The following is an 18,306-nucleotide window of genomic DNA, read 5'->3' as shown; positions in this document are numbered from 1 at the left end:
CAGGGGCGCTGCCTACGCCGCCATGCTGCGGTCGCGGAGCTTGGAGATGGCATGCCGTTCGATCTGGCGGACGCGCTCGGCGGTGATGCCCCAGACCAAGGCGATGTCGGCCAGCTTGGCCTGACGGCCGTCCAGCAGGCCGTAGCGGCGGCGGACCACGTCGGCAGACCGGGGGTCGAGCGTGCCGAGCAGGTCTTCGAGCCGCTCGCGGTCGACGGCGTCCAACACGAGGTCGTCGGGGCCGGGCGACGTGTCGCGCGCCAGGAGGTCGCCCAGCGCGGTGTCGCCGTCGGCTTCGACCGGGGCGTCCAGGCTGACGTGCTCGCGGGCCAGGCGCAGCAAGTCGATCACCAGGTCGACGTCGTGGCCCAGCTCGGCTGCGATCTCTTCGACCTCGGGCTCGCGACCGAGCTTGCGTTCGAGGTTGCGCCGGACGGCGGAGACCTGGTTGATCTGCTCGGCGACGTGCACGGGCAGCCGCACGATGCGAGCCTGCTGCGCGATGCCCCGCGAGATCGACTGCCGCACCCACCAGGTGGCGTAGGTCGAGAACTTGAAGCCCTTGGTGTAGTCGAACTTCTCGACGGCGCGGATGAGGCCGGTGTTGCCCTCCTGGACCAGGTCGAGAAGCGGCATCTGCGAGCGGCCGTACTTGCGGGCGACGCTCACGACGAGCCGGAGGTTGGCGGTAATGAAGCGGTGCAGGGCCTCCTCGCCGGTGCTGGCGATCTGACGGAGTTCATCCTCGGACGCCTCGACGGCACCCAGCCCGCGCTCGTCGTCGCCGACCTCGCCGGAGAGGATCGCCTGCGCGAAGAGTCCGGCCTCGATCTGACGGGCGAGGATCACCTCTTCCTCCGCGGTCAACAGTGGCGTCTTGGCGATGCCGTCGAGGTACAAGCCGACGGCGTCGCGGCCTTCGATTCCATCGGTTGACCGCTGGCGGTGGGCTGTGGAGATCATCGGGGTCCCTTTCGCTTCGTACGCTTGAAGTACAACGTCCGGCACCGACGAATTGTTCGGGCGGCGCCCCGAACCGACCCTGAGCAGCCCCCTGAGAGGGCCAATTCGGCCACCAGTGGGAGGCAAGAATCAGACCGTGGGCCGATGCGGTGAGCGCTCCTTGCCTTGTCAGAAGGCAGGTGCCGGGCTCAGCGCGCGACCAGGTCGATCATCCAGGCCAGTTCGAAGGCGCGGTCTCTCCACGCCTGATAGCGGGCGGACACCCCGCCGTGCCCCGACGCCATCTCGGTCTTGAGCAGGATGGGGGAGCCAGTGTCCGCGACCGCCAGGTCTCGAAGTCGAGCCACCCACTTGCCCGGCTCGGTGACCTCGACGCGCGTGTCGTGGAGCCCCGCCGTCACGAGCAGAGCTGGGCGTCGGCCCGGCGCGACATTCTCGTAGGGGGAGTAGCTCTTCAGGTAGGCGTAAGCGTCCGCGTCGTGCAGCGGATTGCCCCACTCGTCCCACTCGACCACCGTCAGGGGCAGCTCGGGATTGAGGATCGTGGTCAGCGCATCGACGAACGGCACCGCGGCGTGGACGCCGCAGAAGAGCTCGGCGCCCAGGTTCAACACGGCGCCCATCAGGAGTCCGCCCGCCGAACCCCCTTCGGCGATGAGGCGTCCGGGTGCGACGTGGCCGCCGTCGAGGAGGGTCCGGGCGCAGGCGAGGAAGTCGGTGAAGGTGTTGCGCTTGTGTTGGAGTCGCCCCTGCTCGTACCAGGGGCGGCCCAGCTCGCCTCCGCCGCGGACGTGCGCGATCGCATAGACGAAGCCACGATCCAGCAACGACAGCCTGGCGATGCTGAAGAAGGGGTCCATCGAGACCTCGTACGCGCCGTAGCCGTACAAGAGCCCGGGCGCCGTTCCGTCCAGCGCCGTGTCGCGTCGCCGCACGACCGACAGCGGCACCGCGGTGCCGTCGTCCGCCTGAGCCCACAGCCGCTCCTGCACGTAGTCGCTCGGGTCGTAGGCGCCCCAGCGGGGGTGGTCGAGGACAGGCGTCCGCTTGAGGGTCGTCAGTTCGAGGCTGTCCAGGCGGCACTCGAGCACGCTGAGCGGAGTCACCATCGACTCGTAGCTGAGCCGGAACCGATCGGCGTGGAAGTCCGGGTCGGCGGCGGCGTCCACGGCGTAGAGCGGTTCGTTGAAGCTCAGGTCCTGCCACGGACCCAGCGAGCCGTCGGCGTCCGAGCGCAGGAAGGCCACCCCGGACAGGCCGGCCGTCCGGTGAGACACGACCAGACCCCGCGCGTAGGCGGCCACCGAGAGGAGTCGGCGGTCGTTCGACCCCGCGAGGATCGTGTGCCAGTCAGCGGGCGATGAGGCGTCCAGCGGGGCCTTCGACAGCGAGAACTGCGGATGGTCGGCGTTGTGCACGATGTACAGCCCGTCCGGCGCCACCTCGACGGTGTAATCGACGCCATCACGACGGGGCGCGACGCAGCGAGGGCCCGCCGTCGGGTCCGCGGCTGGAATCAGGTGTGTCTCTCCCGTGATCTTGGACGCGACCTCGATGAGGGTGAAGGCGCGATCGCGGGAGGCGTCCACCGCGACGAAGAACCGCTCGTCATCTTCGCGGTAGACCAAGACGTCCTCGGCGACGGGCGTTCCGAGCCGATGCCGCCACACCTCGTGCGGACGCCAGCTGTCGTCGATGCGCAGGTAAAGCAGGTACTCGTCGGTGATCCAGGTGCCGCCTCCGCCGACACCCTCGATCGGCCCCGCGACCACCTCGCGGCTGTCGATATCCATGACGTACAGGTCGAAGCGTTCGTCGCCTTCGGTATCCGTGGAGTAGGCGATGAGGTTGCCATCGGGGGACAGGTCGGCCAAACCCAGTGCGAGGAAGTCGGTGCCCTGCGCCAGTTGGTTCACGTCGAGGACCAGTTGCTCGCCGGCGGGGGCGTGGGTGACGTCCGGGATGTGGTCCCGATCGGTCGCCGGGAGGCGGTAGTGGGCCGGGTAGTCGAGGCCCTCCGTGGTCCGGGTGTAGTACCAAAAGGACCGTCCGCCCACGTGCGTGATGAAGCCGGGCACCGAGAGGTCGGTCTGCTTCGTCCGGCTCGAGATGTCCTCGAACAGGTCCTCGCGCAGGGGTCCGAGGTGGGCGGTCATGGCGTCGGTGTAGGCGTTCTCCGCGGCCAGGTAGTCGAGGAAACGCTGATCGGACTTGTCGGCCATCCAGTGGTAGGGGTCCTCGACTCGATCGCCGTGGAACTCGCGAACGAAAGGCACCTGGGGGGCATCGGGCGGGACGGGTGAACCTTCGCGATCGACCATGCCCGCCAGGATAGGGGCGCGGCAGCTCGTCGGCCCGCGCATTTGGGCTGGCGGCAGGAGCGTGGCAGACTGACGCACGTGCGCGGGTATTGACACGTCCCGTCTATTGCGCGCCCAAATCTGGAACTCGTCCGAGAGGCCCTCCGTGACTCCACGCTCCGCGTCCAAACCTGCCACCGTCGATTCCGCCGAGGCGTCCACGCCCGTCGTCGAGACGGCCGAGGTCAAGCCGCGCCGGACCCGGAAGCCCGCTCCGACCGCCGCCCCGGAGGCGTCCGAGGCCACCGAGGCCCCGGTCAAGGCCGTGCGGAGCCGGACGCGCAAGCCGGTCGTCGCAGAGCCCGTGGTCGAGGAACCCGCGAAGGTCGCCGAGCCCGCCGAGGCGGACGACGAGGACGTCGAGCCCGATCTCGTCGACGAGGATGTCGTCGACGAGCTGATCGATGAGGACCTGATCGTCGACGAGCTGACCGTCGAGGACGTCACCACCGGAAAGGTCGAGGCCGTGGCTTTCGAGCGCGAAGGTGACGACGTCGTCCTGACGGTCGGCGGCAAGAAGCGCAGCCTGGACGAGATCGACGAGGGCGCCTTCGACACCGCCGAGGCCGAGAAGGACGAGAAGGAGATCGTCGCCGAGGACGAGGGCTTCGTGGTCTCGGACGCCGACGACACCGACGAGCCGGAGCAGCAGGTCATGGCCGCGGGCGCCACCGCCGACCCGGTCAAGGACTACCTCAAGCAGATCGGCAAGGTCGCCCTGCTCAACGCCGAGCAGGAAGTGTCGCTCGCCAAGCGCATCGAGGCCGGCCTGTTCGCCGACGAGTCGATGACCGTCGGTCAGGTCAAGGACACCGACGTCGAGGACTACGACTGGATCGCCGAAGACGGACGCCGCGCCAAGAACCACCTGCTCGAGGCCAACCTCCGCCTCGTGGTGTCGCTGGCCAAGCGCTACACCGGACGCGGGATGCTGTTCCTCGATCTGATCCAGGAGGGCAACCTGGGCCTGATTCGTGCGGTCGAGAAGTTCGACTACACGAAGGGCTACAAGTTCTCGACCTATGCCACGTGGTGGATCAAGCAGGCCATCACGCGCGCCATGGCCGACCAGGCCCGCACGATCCGCATTCCGGTGCACATGGTGGAGGTCATCAACAAGCTGGCCCGCGTCCAGCGGCAGATGCTGCAGGATCTCGGCCGCGAGCCAACGCCCGAGGAGCTCGCCAAGGAACTCGACATGACGCCGGAGAAGGTCGTCGAGGTGCAGAAGTACGGACGCGAGCCGATCTCGCTGCACACCCCGCTGGGCGAGGACGGTGACTCCGAGTTCGGCGACCTCATCGAGGACTCCGAGGCCGTCGTTCCCGCCGAGGCCGTGAACTTCACCCTCCTGCAGGAGCAGCTACACGACGTCCTCGACACGTTGAGCGAGCGCGAGGCCGGCGTGGTGTCGATGCGCTTCGGCCTGACCGATGGCCAGCCGAAGACGCTGGACGAGATCGGCAAGGTCTACGGGGTGACCCGCGAGCGGATCCGGCAGATCGAGTCCAAGACGATGAGCAAGCTGCGCCACCCGTCGCGCTCGCAAGTCCTTCGTGACTACCTCGACTGATCTGGCTCGCGATCGCAGGGGATTCCTCTTGGGCTGGGGTCTGATGGCGGTCGTCTTGGGGGCAATCGCAGTGCTCTTGGGTGATCTCAGCGTCACGAGGTACGCGGTGCCGACGCCGGACAAGACGTCGCGTGGCGGACCTACGTTGACCCGAGGCTGGTTGCGTTGGCCGTCGTGAACGGCGAGCTCTGCCCCGTGACACTCGTCTTCACGGTGCTCAGGCTGGTCGGGCGTCGCCCACGGGCGTGGGTCGGGCGAGCCCTTGTGGTCGCCTTCGTTCTGGTCGTGGCAGCGTCGGTCTTCGCCGCCAGCGCCCCGCGTCCGTCCTTCTGACATGGCGTTCAAGATTCGCGAGGCACGGCTGTCCGATCTGGACGCCGCGTCTCGCGTCCGTGCCCACGCGTGGCGGGAGTCGTTCGCCGGCGTCCTGCCGGACGACGTCGTCGCGAATGCCGAAGCCTGGGCGCCCGCTGTGGCGGAGCGCTGGGCGTCCGCGATGCTGGACCGTGGCGTGACGTTCTGGCTCGGCGTGGACGCCGCCGGCGAGATCGTCGCCGTCGCGCACGCGGACGCCGCCGGAGAGGCTGACGCGCCGGCGTCCTTGGAACTGAAGACCCTGTATGTCCTGGACGCCGCAAAGGGGAGTGGGCTCGCGGACGCCCTGCTACACCGCGCGATCTCCGACGATCTGCCGGCGTACCTGTGGGTCATCGAGGGCAACGATCGGGCGATCGCCTTCTACCGGAAGAACGGCTTCGAGCTGGACGGCGTGTCCCGGCCGATCGAGCCCGGCTGGCCGGGCGGGCGGCAGGTTCGGATGTTCCGACCTGCGCCGACTGACGACGCGGCCTGACGCGGCGGCGTCCTAGGCCTCCAGGGCAGCGGTGAAGACGTCGAGAGCAGCCCGACTCGCCAAGACGAACCGGACGACCTCGACCGTGCCGCCCGGCCAGGAGCGCACCGCGTCGACGGCGATCCGGGCGACGTCATCCATGGCCCACCCGTAGGCGCCCCCGCTGATCGCCGGGATCGCGACGGTCCTCGCCCCGAGGTCGCGGGCCACGTTCAGCGAGCGGGTGAAGCAGGACGCCAGCTGCTGCGGGTCGTCCTGCCCCCGGTGCAGGTTCGGTCCCACGGTGTGGATCACCCAGCGGCACGGAAGATCGAAGGCGTCGGTCGCGACGGCGTCCCCGACGGGGAGCCCCCTGGGGAATTGGCTACGCCGGAGAGCGCGACAGGCCTGCAGCAGGAGTGGTCCGGCGTCTTGGTGGATCGCGCCGTCGACGCCGCCACCGCCCAGCAGCGTGGAGTTCGCGGCGTTGACGATAGCGTCCACGTCCTCTCGGGTGATGTCGCCCAGCCGGGCCTCGATGGTCAGCACCCCACCATTGTGGCGAGCCGTTAGGGTGCAGGAATGCTGTCCGTGCCCCTCTCCGTCCTCGACCTGTCCACCGTCTCGGTTGGTATGACGACAGCGGACGCCTTCGCCGCCACCCTGGACCTCGCCCGGGCCGCGGACGAGCTGGGCTGCCTCCGGTTCTGGACGGCCGAGCACCACAACATGGAGTCGGTGGCGGCCACGAGTCCGGCCGTGCTGATCGCCGCCCTCGGTGCGCACACCCAGCGCATCCACGTGGGATCGGGCGGCGTGATGCTGCCCAACCACAGCCCGTACGTCGTCGCCGAGCAGTTCGCCGCGCTCGAGGCCCTGTATCCCGGCCGCGTCGACCTCGGCATCGGACGCGCGCCCGGAACCGACCAGCTGACGGCCTGGGCACTGAGGCGCTCACTCGAGCGCGGCGGGGTGGACGAGTTCGACGAGTCGGTTGAACTGATCCGGGCCTGGCTGAGCCCGCACGGCGTCCAGGCGGGCAACGGACGCGAGCTGCGGGCGACGCCCGCGGCGTCCAGCTACCCCGAGATCTGGCTGCTGGGCTCGTCCGACTACTCGGCGCGCCTGGCCGGACGTCTCGGCGTCCGCTACGCCTACGCAGGGCACTTCGGCGACCTGGATCCGGCGTCCGTGCTGGACCTGTATCGACGCGAGTTTCGTCCTGCTGAAGGCCTCGGGACGCCGCACGGCATGATCTGCGTCTCCGCGATCGCCGCCGCCACGGACGCCGAAGCCCAGTTCTTGGCGGGTCCGGCCCGCGTCCGGTGGTTGGGGATGCGCGAAGGACGTCGCGAGCCGATCGTCAGCCCCGAGGACGCCGCCGCGCGGCTCGGTCCGGACGCGTCCCGCATCTCGGCGGTCAACTTCGTCGGCACACCGGACGCCGTCGCCGCCGGTATCAACGACCTCGTCGAACGCGGGGGAGCCGAGGAGGTCATGGTGACCGGGGCCACCTTCGACGTGGCCAGCAGGATCGCCACGCTGCGGTTTCTGACCGCATGACAAGAGCCGGCCCCCGCCCGAGGCGGGAACCGGCTCCTGTGGAGTCCTTCAGGCCTACGAGATCTTGGCACTCTCGTCGTGGATGTTCAGGGCTACCTGCTTGAGCTTGTCCTCGTGGGCGCGCGCGTGATGGGCGCAGAAGAGGAGCTCCCCTCCGGAGGCCAGGGTGACGCGAAGGTAGGCCTGGGCTCCACAGCGATCGCAACGATCGGCGGCGGTCAACGGCTCGGCGATGGTGGTGGTCATCAGACTTCCTTCCTGTCACGGGATGGCTCATCGGTTCATCCGTGCGCACCCTCAACGATTCGGTCGAGGCCTTCATTCCCGTGGCACCCCAGACACTACCGCCGTCTCCAACCCGAACCGGGGAGGAGGCGTCCGGGCGGCTGGCGTCCGACGTGTCGGAGTCGGCCTGTCTGAGGTCCCCGGTAGGCTCGCCCGGTGACCACGACAGCTCAACGGGGGACCCGACCCAAGGCAGAGACGCGCGACTACGAGGCGCGCCACCTGCTGGTGTTGGAAGGCCTCGAAGCCGTCCGCAAGCGCCCGGCGATGTACATCGGCTCGACCGACACCAAGGGCCTCATGCACTGCCTGTGGGAGATCATCGACAACTCGGTCGACGAGGCCCTGGGCGGCTACGGAGACACCATCACGGTGAGCCTGAACCGCGACGGCTCGATCTCGGTGGCCGACGTGGCCCGCGGCATGCCGGTCGACACCGAGCCCCGCACCGGGCTGTCGGGCGTCGAGGTCATCTTCACCAAACTGCACGCCGGCGGGAAGTTCGGCAGCGGCTCGTACAACGCGACCGGCGGCCTGCACGGCGTGGGGGCGTCCGTGGTCAACGCGCTCTCGTCGCGCCTGGACGTCGAGGTCGACCGCAACGGCGCCACGTGGGCGACGTCGTTCCGCCGCGGCGTCCCGGGGCGCTTCGATGGCGACGGCCCGGACGCGCCCTTCACGCCGGAACCCGGCCTTCGCAAGGTCGGACGCGTCGCCAAGGGCGTCACCGGGACGCGCCAGCGCTACTGGCCCGACCGGCAGATCTTCCTCGCGGACGCCCGACTTTCGATGACCCAGCTCACGGCGCGCGCGCGGCAGACGGCGTTCCTGGTCCCCGGCCTCACGCTCGACATCCGCGACGACCGGACGCCGGACGGAGCGCACGAGCGGTTTCAGTTCCGTGGTGGCATCTCCGAGTTCTGCGAGTTCCTGAGCAGCGACCCCGCGGTGACCGACGTCCTGCGCATCGCGGGCAGCGACACCTTCACCGAGACGGTGCCCATGTTGGACGACTCCGGCGCCATGACGGCCACCGACGTCGAGCGCACCCTCGACGTCGATATCGCGCTGCGCTGGGGCACCGGCTACGAGCCGAAGGTCCAGTCGTTCGTGAACATCGTCGCCACCCCGAAGGGCGGCACCCACGTGTCCGGCTTCGAGCGCGGGCTGGTCCGGGCGTTCGCGAAGGGCCTCGATGGCACCCGGATCCTCAAGGCGTCCGAGGAGGTCGTCAAGGAGGACATCCTGGAGGGCCTGACCGCCGTCGTGACGGTGCGGCTGCCGGAGCCGCAGTTCGAGGGCCAGACCAAGGAGGTCCTCGGCACGCCGCCGGTCGCCCGTCTCGTGACGAAGATCGTCGAGAAGCAGCTCAGCGACTTTCTGACCAGCACCAAGGCCGCCCAGCGAGGTCAGGCGCGGTCGGTCATGGAGAAGGTGGTCGGCGCTGCCCGGACCAGGGTTGCTGCCCGCGCGCACCGCGAGAACCAGCGCCGCAAGTCGGCGCTCGAGTCGTCCTCGCTGCCGGCGAAGCTGTCGGATTGCCGCAGCTCCGATGTGGATCGCACCGAACTGTTCATCGTCGAGGGCGATTCGGCGCTCGGCACCGCCAAGCACGCCCGCAACTCCGAGTTCCAGGCGCTGCTGCCCATCCGCGGCAAGATCCTCAACGTCCAGAAGGCGTCCGTCGGCGACATGCTCAAGAACGCCGAGTGCGCCTCGATCATCCAGGTGGTCGGGGCCGGCTCCGGGCGCACGTTCGACGTGGACGCCGCGCGCTACGGCAAGGTCATCTTCATGGCGGACGCCGACTCCGACGGCGCGCACATCCGCTGCTTGCTGACCACGTTGTTCTTCAAGTACATGCAGCCGCTGATCGAGGCCGGCCGGGTGTACACGGCCGTCCCGCCGCTGCACCGCTTCGAGCTCACCAACCCCAAGAAGGGCCAGGAGAAGTACATCTACACATACTCCGACGCCGAGTACGCCCGCAAGCTCGCCGAGTTGACCAAGAAGGGCATCTCGTTCAAGGAGCCGCAGCGCTACAAGGGCCTCGGCGAGATGGACGCCGACCAGCTGGCTGAGACGACCATGGACCCCAAGCACCGAACGCTGCGCCGCATCACGGTCGAGGAGGGCGAGGCTTTGGAGCAGGCCATCGCCACCTTCGAGAAGCTGATGGGCAACGAGGTGGCGCCGCGCAAGGAGTTCATCATCGAGGGCGCCTACGCCCTGGACGCCGACCGCATCGACGCCTAGCCGCGCCGTCGGCGTCCGGCCGTGCACCAAACGGCAATCTGAGGCGGACGCCGCGACCGCGGCCTAGCCTTCGGGCATGACTGATACCGCAACGCGGCCGTGGCTGGACACCCAGCGGACGCCTGAGGACCGAGCGACGCTCCTGGTGGGCGCGATGACGCTGGAGCAGAAGATCGCTCAGTTGCACGGAGCAATGAACACGATCGACATCTACTCGCTGCCCACCCTGGAGCAGATCAACGCGATGTCGGCCGAGGAGCAGGACCAGCTCATGGCCCAACTGCAGGTCCAGCGGCACGTGACCGGTATCGACGAGCTGGGGATCCCGCGCTTCCGCATCACGAACGGCCCCGTCGGCGTCGGGATGGGTGACGGCCACCCGAGCCCCGCCGCCACGGCGCTGCCCATGACGATCGCCCTCGCCGCGGGCTTCGACCCGGACCTGGCCCGCCAGTATGGCGACGTGATCGGCTCCGAGACGGCCACCCTGGGCCAGCACGTCCTCGAGGGGCCGGGGGTCTGTCTGCACCGGACGCCGATCGCCGGCCGCAACTTCGAGTACTTCTCGGAAGACCCGTACCTCTCCGGTGTCATGGGCGTCGAGGTGGCCAAGGCGATCCAGGCCCACGGCGTCATCGCCATGGGCAAGCACTACGTCGTCAACGATCAGGAGGTCGAGCGGTTCCGGGTGAACGTCGAGGTCGATGAACACGTGCTCCGCGAGCTGTATCTCCTGCCGTTCGAAATGCTGGTGAAGGACGCCGAGATCGGCGCCATCATGAGCGCCTACAACCGCATCCGGGGCACGTACGCCACCGAGAACCGGCACACGCTGACCGATATCCTGCGCACCGAGTGGGGCTTCCAGGGCTACGTCCAATCCGACTTCTGGTCGTGCCGCTCGTGCGCTGCGTCCCTGACGGCAGGCATGGACCACGAGATGCCCGACTCCAAGTGGCTCAACGAGGCCAACGTGACGTCCGCGCTGAAAGACACGTCGCTCGAGATCGAGACCGTCGATCGCGCCCTCGTACGCCGGTTCACCCAGATGTTCCGCTTCGGCCAGTTCGAGCGCCCGTACGCGCCAGGCGTCATCGACGCGGACGCCCACGGGGCGATCGCCCGCAGCATCGGCGGGCAGGTGGCGGTGCTCCTCAAGAACGACACAGGCCTTCTGCCCCTGGACTCGGGCGCGGTCGGCTCCATCGTGCTCATCGGCCAATCGACGTTCGTCGACGAGGCGTGCAACGGCGGCGGTGGGTCCTCCAAGGTGACGCCGCTCTACACCGTGTCGCCGCTGCAGGGGTTGCGGAACGTCCTCGGCTCGCTGGGCTCGACGGCGTCCGTGTCGACCGTCACCGTTGCGGACGATCTCGCGAACCTGCCGGACGCCCTGGCCGCGGCGGCGGCGTCCGATGTCGTCGTGATCATGGCGGGCTGCGTGGCGAGCGAGGGTGCGGACGCGCCCGATGCCCACCTGCCGCACGATCAAGACCGCATGATCGCCGCGCTGCTGGCGGCCAACCCGCGGTCCGTGGTGGTGCTGAAGGACTCGACGCCCGTGCTGATGCCGTGGATCGCGGAGGCGTCCAGCGTGCTCGAAGCCTGGAATCAGGGCTCCGAGGACGGCCATGTCGTCGCCGACCTCCTATTCGGGGTGGTCAACCCCTCGGGGAAGGTCCCCACGACGTACGCCGCCCGCGCGGACGACCTGTTGTACGCCGGGCGCCCCGAGCGCTACCCCGGCGTGGATGAGGGGGAGGGCTTCCCGACGATCCGCTACTCCGAGGGTCTGCAGATGGGCTACCGGTGGTTCCAAGGGCAGGGGATCGAGCCGCTGTTCCCGTTCGGTCACGGCCTGTCGTACACGACGTTCGACCTCTCGGACGTAGCGGTCAGCCCGTCGGTGTCTGGCGGGGACGACGTGATCGAGATCACTGCGACTCTCACGAACACAGGGACGCGGGCCGGCGCGGACGTCGTCCAGGTCTACGTGGGCATCCCGGTCGCCGGGCAGCCACCGAAGCGCCTGGTGGGCTTCTCGAAGGTGACCTGCGAGCCGGGGGAGACCAAGGCGGTCAGCGTGCGGATCGACCCTGCGGCCAGCCATCATCCGCTGGGCGTCTGGGACTACGCCGAAAGGCGCTTCAAGGTCGTCAGCGGTGACTACGCGTTCTACGTCGGCACCTCCAGCGCGGACACGCCCCACGGTGGGCTGGTACACGTGCGGGACAACGTCTGACACGCCGGGTCCGAGGACTAGTCTGTCGCACGTGACCAAGGAATTCGACGACCTGCTCGCGGCCAACCGACGCTACGCGAAGTCGGCACCCCGAGGCTTCGACGGCATCGCGCACGAGGGCGTGTTGATCCTGACGTGCATGGACTCGCGCCTGGAGCCGCTCGAGATGGTCGGCCTGCGGGTGGGGGAGGCCAAGATCCTCCGCACCCCCGGGAGCCACCTGACCCCGGACGCCCTGGCCGGCATGGTGATGGGCGTTCATCGCCTGGAGGTCAACCGCATCTTGATCATCCCGCACACCAAGTGCGCCGCTGCGTCGCGCACCGAGGCGCAGACCCGCGACGTCATCTTGGAGACCACGGGTATCGACACCGGCGACTTCCACTTCGGTGTCGACCCCGACCAACTCGGACGCCTCGCAGCGGACGTCGAAGCCGTCCGTTCGCACCCGCTGATCGGGCCCTACGCCAAGGTCGCCGGCTTCCTGTACGACGTGGAAACCGGGCTGCTCGAGCGTCAGGTCTGAGCTCCGCCCTGGCCGCTTCCCACCGGAAGGCTGGGTCAGAACAAGGTCTCGTCGTCGCTGAGTCCGAAGGCGCCCGCGGTCGGCGCTGCGGCCGGGGAAGCAACCTCTGGACGCGTCGCGCTCTCAGGAGCGGTCGCTTCGCTCTGCTCGCCCGGGACGCCGTGGCGCCGCGAGCCGATGCCACCGATGGGCTGCAGCACGGGCGTCCCGGAGCCGTCGCGGCGTCCGTCATGGGTGGTGTTGAACTCGATCGGGGTTCCGCTCGGCGCGGCGGCGATCGCCGGACGCGAGCCGGCCCACGCGGCCAGCAGTCGAGTCTCGCCCTTGAGGAACCGATGACAGCGGACGCCGCCCGTCGCGCGCCCCTTCCCGGGGTACTCGCTCCAACCGGTCACCTTGACGAGCCCGGTCTCGGTGCCGGGCAGCCCGGTTCCCGCACCCGAGACGGTGACGACCGTCGCGTCGTCATCGGCGACTAGGCCGAACCACACCACCGCATCGCCGGACGCGAGCTTGATACCGGCCATCCCGCCACCGGTGCGACCTTGCGGGCGCACCGAGGCCACCGGGAAATGCAGCAGTTGGGCGTCCGCGGAGATGAAGCAGAGCTCACCCGCCTCGTCGGTCAGCTCGACCGCGCCGACCACCGCGTCGCCCTCGTCGAGCCGGATCAGCTCCCAGGCGTCCTTGTTGGAGAGCAGTTCGGGATTGGTCCGCTTGACGACGCCACGCGCGGTGCCGAACGCCCAGCCGTACGTCGACTCGCCCAGGCTGGTGACGGCGAGCACCCTCTCGCCCGGGTTGAGGTTGACCAGCTCGGTCGCCCGCGAGCCGCCCTGCAGGTTGGGGGCGTCCGCGGTCAGCACGACAGACGGGAGCTCGATGGCATGCATCCGGATGACGCGTCCGGTGGACGTCAGCACGCCGTACTCGCCACGCGAAGTCGTCCGCGCGGCCGAGGTGATGACGTCGTGCTGCGCGCGGCGTCCGGACGCCGGCAGCGGATCGCCGGTATCGGCGCGCGCCAGCAGCCCGGCCGAGGACAGCATGACCCAGCAGGGGGCGTCCGCGATCTCCAGCGGCGCGGACGCCGCGGTGACGGCCGTGCCCGACCCAGCCAGCAGGACCGTGCGCCGAGGCGTACCGTGCTTGCGGGCGACCTCGTCCAGCTCGGACGCCACCAGCGCGCGGAGCGCATCGTCGGAGTCGATGATCCCGGACAGCCGGGCCAGCTCCGCCTCCAGCTTGTCGCGCTCGGCCTCGAGGTCGAGCTGGCTGAACTTGGTGAGGCGACGCAGCTGCAGATCAAGGATGTAGTTGGCCTGAAGCTCGGTCAGGTCGAAGACCTCCATGAGCTTCTGTCGGGCCGAGGCGGCGTCCTCAGAGCCCCGAATGATCGCGATGACGTCGTCGATATCGACGATCGCGATCAGCAGACCCTGCACGAGATGCAGCCGGTTGGCGGCCTTGAGGTGCTCGTAGCGGGTGCGGCGCAGCGTGACGTCGAGGCGGTGATCGGCGTAGACGACGAGCGCGTCCCGCAACGACATGGTCTGCGGCTGGCCCTCGACCAGGGCGACCATGTTGATCGAGAAGGAGTCCTCGAGCTTGGTCAGCCTGAACAGCTGTTCGAGCAGCGCCTCGGGGTTGATGCCGTTCTTGACCTCGATGACGAGGCGAAGCCCGTTCTTGAAGTCGGTCAGGTCCTTGACGTCGGCGACGCCGGTGATCTTCTTCGCCTGGTAGAGGGCGTTGATCTGCTCGACGATCTTCTCGGGGCCGACCAGGTAGGGGAGTTCTGTGACGACGATGCCCTTGCGGCGGGGGCTGACCTGCTCGATGCGGGTGGTGGAGCGGATCCGGAAGGAACCGCGTCCCGTCTCGTAGGCCTCCTTGATGCCGTCCAGGCCGACGATCTTCCCGCCGGTGGGCAGGTCGGGTCCGGGGATGAACCTCATGAGGTCCTCGACGGACGCCGTGGGATTGGTCAGCAGGTACTTCAGAGCCTGCACGCATTCGACGAGGTTGTGCGGCGGGATGTTGGTGGCCATGCCCACGGCGATGCCGGTGGAGCCGTTCACGAGGAGGTTCGGCAGGCCCGCCGGCAGGACGGTCGGCTCCGACTCCTTGCCGTCGTAGTTGGCCTTGAAGTCGACCGTTTCGGCGTCCAGGCCCTCGATCATGGTCATCGCAGCCGGGGCCAGGCGACATTCGGTGTACCGCATCGCGGCGGGTCCGGCGTCCAGGGAGCCGAAGTTGCCGTGGCCGTCGATCATCGGCAGGCGCATGGCGAAGTCCTGGCCCTGTCGGACGAGCGCGTCGTAGATGGCCGTGTCGCCGTGCGGATGCAGCTTGCCCATGACGTCGCCGACGACGCGCGCGCACTTGACGTAGGAGCGGTCCGGTCGCAGGCCCATCTCGCCCATCGAGTAGAGGATGCGGCGCTGGACGGGCTTCAAGCCGTCGCGGGCGTCCGGCAAGGCGCGGCTGTAGATGACCGAGTAGGCGTACTCGAGGAAGCTCGACTCCATCTCGGCCGAGATGTCGACATCGACGATCTTCTCGGGCTCTTCGTCCTCGATGGGCGGCTTGGTCACCACGGGTGTGCTACTCCTCCAACGTGCGTCCGGCGCCGGAGGCGCCTCGTGCATTCTGCCACCCGGGACGCCGGCTCCCGGCGGGACGCTCCGTGCACGACCGGACGCCTCCGCGTCAGATCAGCAGGACTCGAACTTGCTGCTGGGGCGTCAGCCGTGAGCGGGCGCGCAGGGCGTCGCCGGCGGTCACGATGATCGCGGCCTGGGGACGCTGGGCCAGGATGGCTCGGGCCTCGACCGAGACGTCCACGGGTGTGCGCCCGCCCTTGTCGATGGTGTCCGGAAGCAGGACGCGCAGCGTGGGGGACTGGTCGGAATCCCAGTTCATACCGCAACTGATGATCCACACGCCGGCCCGGACGTGATCCTCGCGACTGACCCCGTTCAAGAGCAAGTAGTACTCGCCGCGCCGCCCGTCGATCGCCTCGCAGGCGGCCAGCACCGCCAGCGCGATCGGTCGGCGTCCATCAGGACCGGCGGACGCCGACAGGGCTCGCAGGCTCCCGCCCGGCGACATCGGAAGTGGGGCCAGGCGAACCGGCGTGCCGGCGCAGCACAGCATGACCACGGTCGCCGACGCGACCACGGCGACCCGCACGCCTGCCTTGAGCCGTTCCAGCAGCCCGAAGCGATCGGCCAACTCGGCGACCGCGACGACGGCCACTCCCACGGCCAGGATCGTCGTCGCGCACAGCACTTTGACCCCGTAGTAGCGCGACTCCCCGACGCGCACCTGCTCGTAGGCCAGCATCGCTCCGGACGCCACCAGCGCGAGGGCCGGAGCGAGCCAGAGGTACCCCAAGGCGCCAATGTTGACCCGTCGGGCACGACTCCACACCAGCAGCGCCACCGGGGCCGCGACCGCGGCGGCCGCGAACACGATGGGCCAGTCCTTCGAGTTCGTGCTGATGGCGCCGTCCAGCAGCACGAAGGTGTCGATACGATCCCAGAGGGACGCGCTCGCCGTCCCGGACGCGACCGCCTGCGCCGGTGACGGCTGGTTGAGGAACGCCAGCACGGCTGGGAGGACGCCCACCGGCATCGTCAGCAACAGGCGCTTCAGGCAGCCCGGCTCGTCCCGTCGGCGTCCGAGCCAGACCGCGAACGGCACGGGGACACAGACCGCCAGGAGCAAGGGCCAGGTGCCGACGATCCCAGCCGCCGCGGACCCCAGCAGGAACCAGCGCCACACGTCGTCCCGCCGGCCCCAGCCGAGCGGAAGCAGAGCCGCCACCCCGGCCAGCGCCGCGGCCTCACCGAAGTTGCCGAAGCCGTAGAACGGGATCTGTGCGGCGTCCTCGAGTTGGAGGTAGACGGTGATCAGGGTCGCCAGCGCCGGCGCGAGCAGGAGCGGACGGCGCCGGAAGATGTCGGAGCTGAGGACCCAGGCGGTGACCATCAGGAGGGCCGCGGCGAGCACCGCCAAGGACCCGTAGGCGTAGGCCACCACCTCGGACGCCACGGAGCCGGGCGCGCCGGATGCGAGTTCCATCAGCGAGGCCACCAGGGCGTGGAAGCCGCGTGGGTAACCGGCGAAGGCCGTGGCCGCGTCCTGATGCGGTAGCCGCAGCTGTTCGACCATCGCGAAGTGGCCCGAGTTGTCCCAGCCGAGCAGGAGGCGAACCAGAACGTGCGTCGCGTCGCCCTGCCACGGCCAGAACCACCACACCAGCACGCCAGCGAGCACGAGCAACGCGGACGCGGCGGCGTCCCAGCGCGGCAAGGCCTCCCGAAGGCCAGTCGGACGCCACAGGCGCCAGCCGAGCACGAGCACAACGGCGAGCGTCCAGGCGACGGCCTGCCGGGGCGGCCAGTCGGCAGGCCAAGGCAGCCGATACGCGAACTGCGACCACGACAGCCACAACAAGGCCACCACACCGACGCGGCCGCTCAGGGAAGACGACGTGGGCACCAGCGCGACCACGACCACAGCCCCGAGGACGACGGCCGCGACGGGCCAGGCGAAACATGCGACCAGCGCACCGACGAGGACCACTGCCAGCACGGCTCTCGGGACGATCGAGTGGGACGTCGGCACGGCCACCACTCTGCCGGACCGGACGCTCAGTCGGCGACCCCGGGTAGATCCCGGAGCTTGGACGCCAGCGCCCGGCCGTCCGGGGCCTGGATGATCGGCGTCCCGGGGTGGAGACGTCGGCGGGTCGGCTCGATCGGCTCGAGCGTCCCGTGGGCCAGGAACTGCTCGGTGGGGTTGAGTCGCCGGATCAGCACGGCGCGCACACGATCGGGGTGCGCCTCGGCGAAGTCACCGTAGATCTCGGGATCGTGCTGACCGTCGTCGCCCACCAGGATCCATCTCACCTGCGGGAAGTCGATCGACAACTGCAGCAGGGACGCCCGCTTGTGCTCGAGTCCCGAGCGGAACCAGCCCGTGTTGGTCGGGCCCCAGTCGGTCATCAGCATGGACCCGTCCGGGAACCCGTGCCGCTTGAGGAAGCGGCGCAGGAAGCCCTGGGTGTTCCACGCGCCCGTCGAGAGGTACACCAGCGGCGCATGGGGATGCTTCGCCAGCAGCTGGCGGTAGAGGGCGGCCATCCCGGGGACGGCCTGGCGAGCAGCCTCGGTCCGGAAGAACGAGTTCCAGGCCGCGATGAGCGGCCGGGGGAGCATGGTCGAGATCACGGTGTCGTCCAGGTCGGACACGACCCCGAAGGTCTCGTCGTTCGGCACGATCTGGACGGACGCGCCGAACTCCAGACCGCTGCCGAGGGTGATCGTCGCGGTCTGCCAGCCGACCGGGCACCCGTGGCCCCGCAGCCGATGATCGATGTAGCCGCCGCGGTCGGTCGAGCCCGACACGGTGACGTCGCCGAACTCGATCGTGTAGCGCGAGTGGACGGTCGCGGCGGTGACGAAGTTCCTCCAACCCCGGCGCCGCAGGAACTCCTCCGCAGCCTTGCCGATCTGGGTATCGCTCCAGCGGGGCGCCAACACGATGCGTCCGAGGATGCGAGCCGAGTCCTCGATGCCGTAGCCCGGGTATGTGATCACCCGCTCGGTCCAGCCGAAGAGGCGTAGCAACTGCTCGGCCCGACGGTCGAGCCACAGCTCAAGCCTGGCGGCGACGAACGGACGGTTGCTACTCACG

The 18,306-nt window shown here is 69.2% G+C and carries 13 protein-coding genes; 6 read left to right on the top strand and 7 right to left on the bottom strand.

What is annotated here, in order from left to right; genetic code table 11:
• Nucleotides 1-12 precede the first annotated feature (12 nt).
• Entirely contained in the window at nucleotides 13-960 is a 948-nt protein-coding gene (locus FN821_RS03420; protein WP_421958037.1) for a sigma-70 family RNA polymerase sigma factor, read from the bottom strand.
• A gap of 191 nt (nucleotides 961-1,151) precedes the next feature.
• Nucleotides 1,152-3,284, bottom strand: coding sequence for a S9 family peptidase (locus tag FN821_RS03415; protein WP_131171137.1), 2,133 nt, complete (start codon nucleotides 3,282-3,284; stop codon nucleotides 1,152-1,154).
• An 88-nt stretch (nucleotides 3,285-3,372) separates the two neighbouring features.
• Between FN821_RS03415 and FN821_RS03410 the strand changes: the two genes are divergently transcribed.
• A complete protein-coding gene (locus tag FN821_RS03410) occupies nucleotides 3,373-4,896 on the top strand; it encodes an RNA polymerase sigma factor (RefSeq protein WP_131171136.1) in 1,524 nt (507 codons plus the stop codon).
• A gap of 334 nt (nucleotides 4,897-5,230) precedes the next feature.
• Nucleotides 5,231-5,749, top strand: coding sequence for a GNAT family N-acetyltransferase (locus FN821_RS03405; RefSeq protein WP_131171135.1), 519 nt, complete (start codon nucleotides 5,231-5,233; stop codon nucleotides 5,747-5,749).
• Nucleotides 5,750-5,761: 12 nt separating this feature from the next.
• Here FN821_RS03405 and FN821_RS03400 read toward each other — a convergent pair whose 3' ends face one another.
• Nucleotides 5,762-6,277: an O-acetyl-ADP-ribose deacetylase gene (locus FN821_RS03400; protein WP_241660073.1), complete on the bottom strand. Its 516-nt coding sequence runs from the start codon at nucleotides 6,275-6,277 to the stop codon at nucleotides 5,762-5,764.
• Between the two features lie 33 nt (nucleotides 6,278-6,310).
• On the opposite strand from FN821_RS03400, the gene FN821_RS03395 reads away from it, so the two are divergent.
• Complete coding sequence (locus FN821_RS03395; protein WP_131171134.1) at nucleotides 6,311-7,291, top strand: LLM class flavin-dependent oxidoreductase; 981 nt, start codon at nucleotides 6,311-6,313, stop codon at nucleotides 7,289-7,291.
• A gap of 54 nt (nucleotides 7,292-7,345) precedes the next feature.
• Here FN821_RS03395 and FN821_RS03390 read toward each other — a convergent pair whose 3' ends face one another.
• Nucleotides 7,346-7,537 carry a DUF7455 domain-containing protein gene (locus FN821_RS03390; RefSeq protein ID WP_131171133.1) on the bottom strand — a complete coding sequence of 64 codons (192 nt, stop codon included), beginning with the start codon at nucleotides 7,535-7,537 and terminating at the stop codon, nucleotides 7,346-7,348.
• Nucleotides 7,538-7,732: 195 nt separating this feature from the next.
• Between FN821_RS03390 and FN821_RS03385 the strand changes: the two genes are divergently transcribed.
• From FN821_RS03385 to FN821_RS03375, 3 genes are all read left to right on the top strand, one after another.
• Nucleotides 7,733-9,832 (top strand): DNA gyrase/topoisomerase IV subunit B, encoded by a 2,100-nt coding sequence (locus FN821_RS03385; protein ID WP_131171132.1) that lies wholly within the window; start codon nucleotides 7,733-7,735, stop codon nucleotides 9,830-9,832.
• A gap of 76 nt (nucleotides 9,833-9,908) precedes the next feature.
• Complete coding sequence (locus tag FN821_RS03380) at nucleotides 9,909-12,074, top strand: beta-glucosidase family protein (protein WP_131171131.1); 2,166 nt, start codon at nucleotides 9,909-9,911, stop codon at nucleotides 12,072-12,074.
• A 31-nt stretch (nucleotides 12,075-12,105) separates the two neighbouring features.
• Nucleotides 12,106-12,600, top strand: a complete 495-nt coding sequence (locus FN821_RS03375; RefSeq protein WP_206661971.1) for a beta-class carbonic anhydrase — start codon at nucleotides 12,106-12,108, stop codon at nucleotides 12,598-12,600.
• A gap of 35 nt (nucleotides 12,601-12,635) precedes the next feature.
• Here FN821_RS03375 and FN821_RS03370 read toward each other — a convergent pair whose 3' ends face one another.
• From FN821_RS03370 to FN821_RS03360, 3 genes are all read right to left on the bottom strand, one after another.
• Nucleotides 12,636-15,197, bottom strand: a complete 2,562-nt coding sequence (locus FN821_RS03370; protein WP_131171130.1) for a DNA gyrase/topoisomerase IV subunit A — start codon at nucleotides 15,195-15,197, stop codon at nucleotides 12,636-12,638.
• A 115-nt stretch (nucleotides 15,198-15,312) separates the two neighbouring features.
• Nucleotides 15,313-17,235, bottom strand: coding sequence for a hypothetical protein (locus tag FN821_RS03365; protein ID WP_131171129.1), 1,923 nt, complete (start codon nucleotides 17,233-17,235; stop codon nucleotides 15,313-15,315).
• Nucleotides 17,236-17,261: 26 nt separating this feature from the next.
• A complete protein-coding gene (locus tag FN821_RS03360) occupies nucleotides 17,262-18,305 on the bottom strand; it encodes an App1 family protein phosphatidate phosphatase (RefSeq protein ID WP_131171128.1) in 1,044 nt (347 codons plus the stop codon).
• Nucleotide 18,306 lies beyond the last annotated feature (1 nt).

The sequence above is a fragment of the Propioniciclava tarda genome (assembly GCF_900182665.1).
GTDB classification, from domain to species: Bacteria; Actinomycetota; Actinomycetes; order Propionibacteriales; family Propionibacteriaceae; genus Propioniciclava; species Propioniciclava tarda.
Note: the sequence above shows the minus strand (reverse complement) of the source record. Positions and strands in the feature narration are given on the sequence as shown.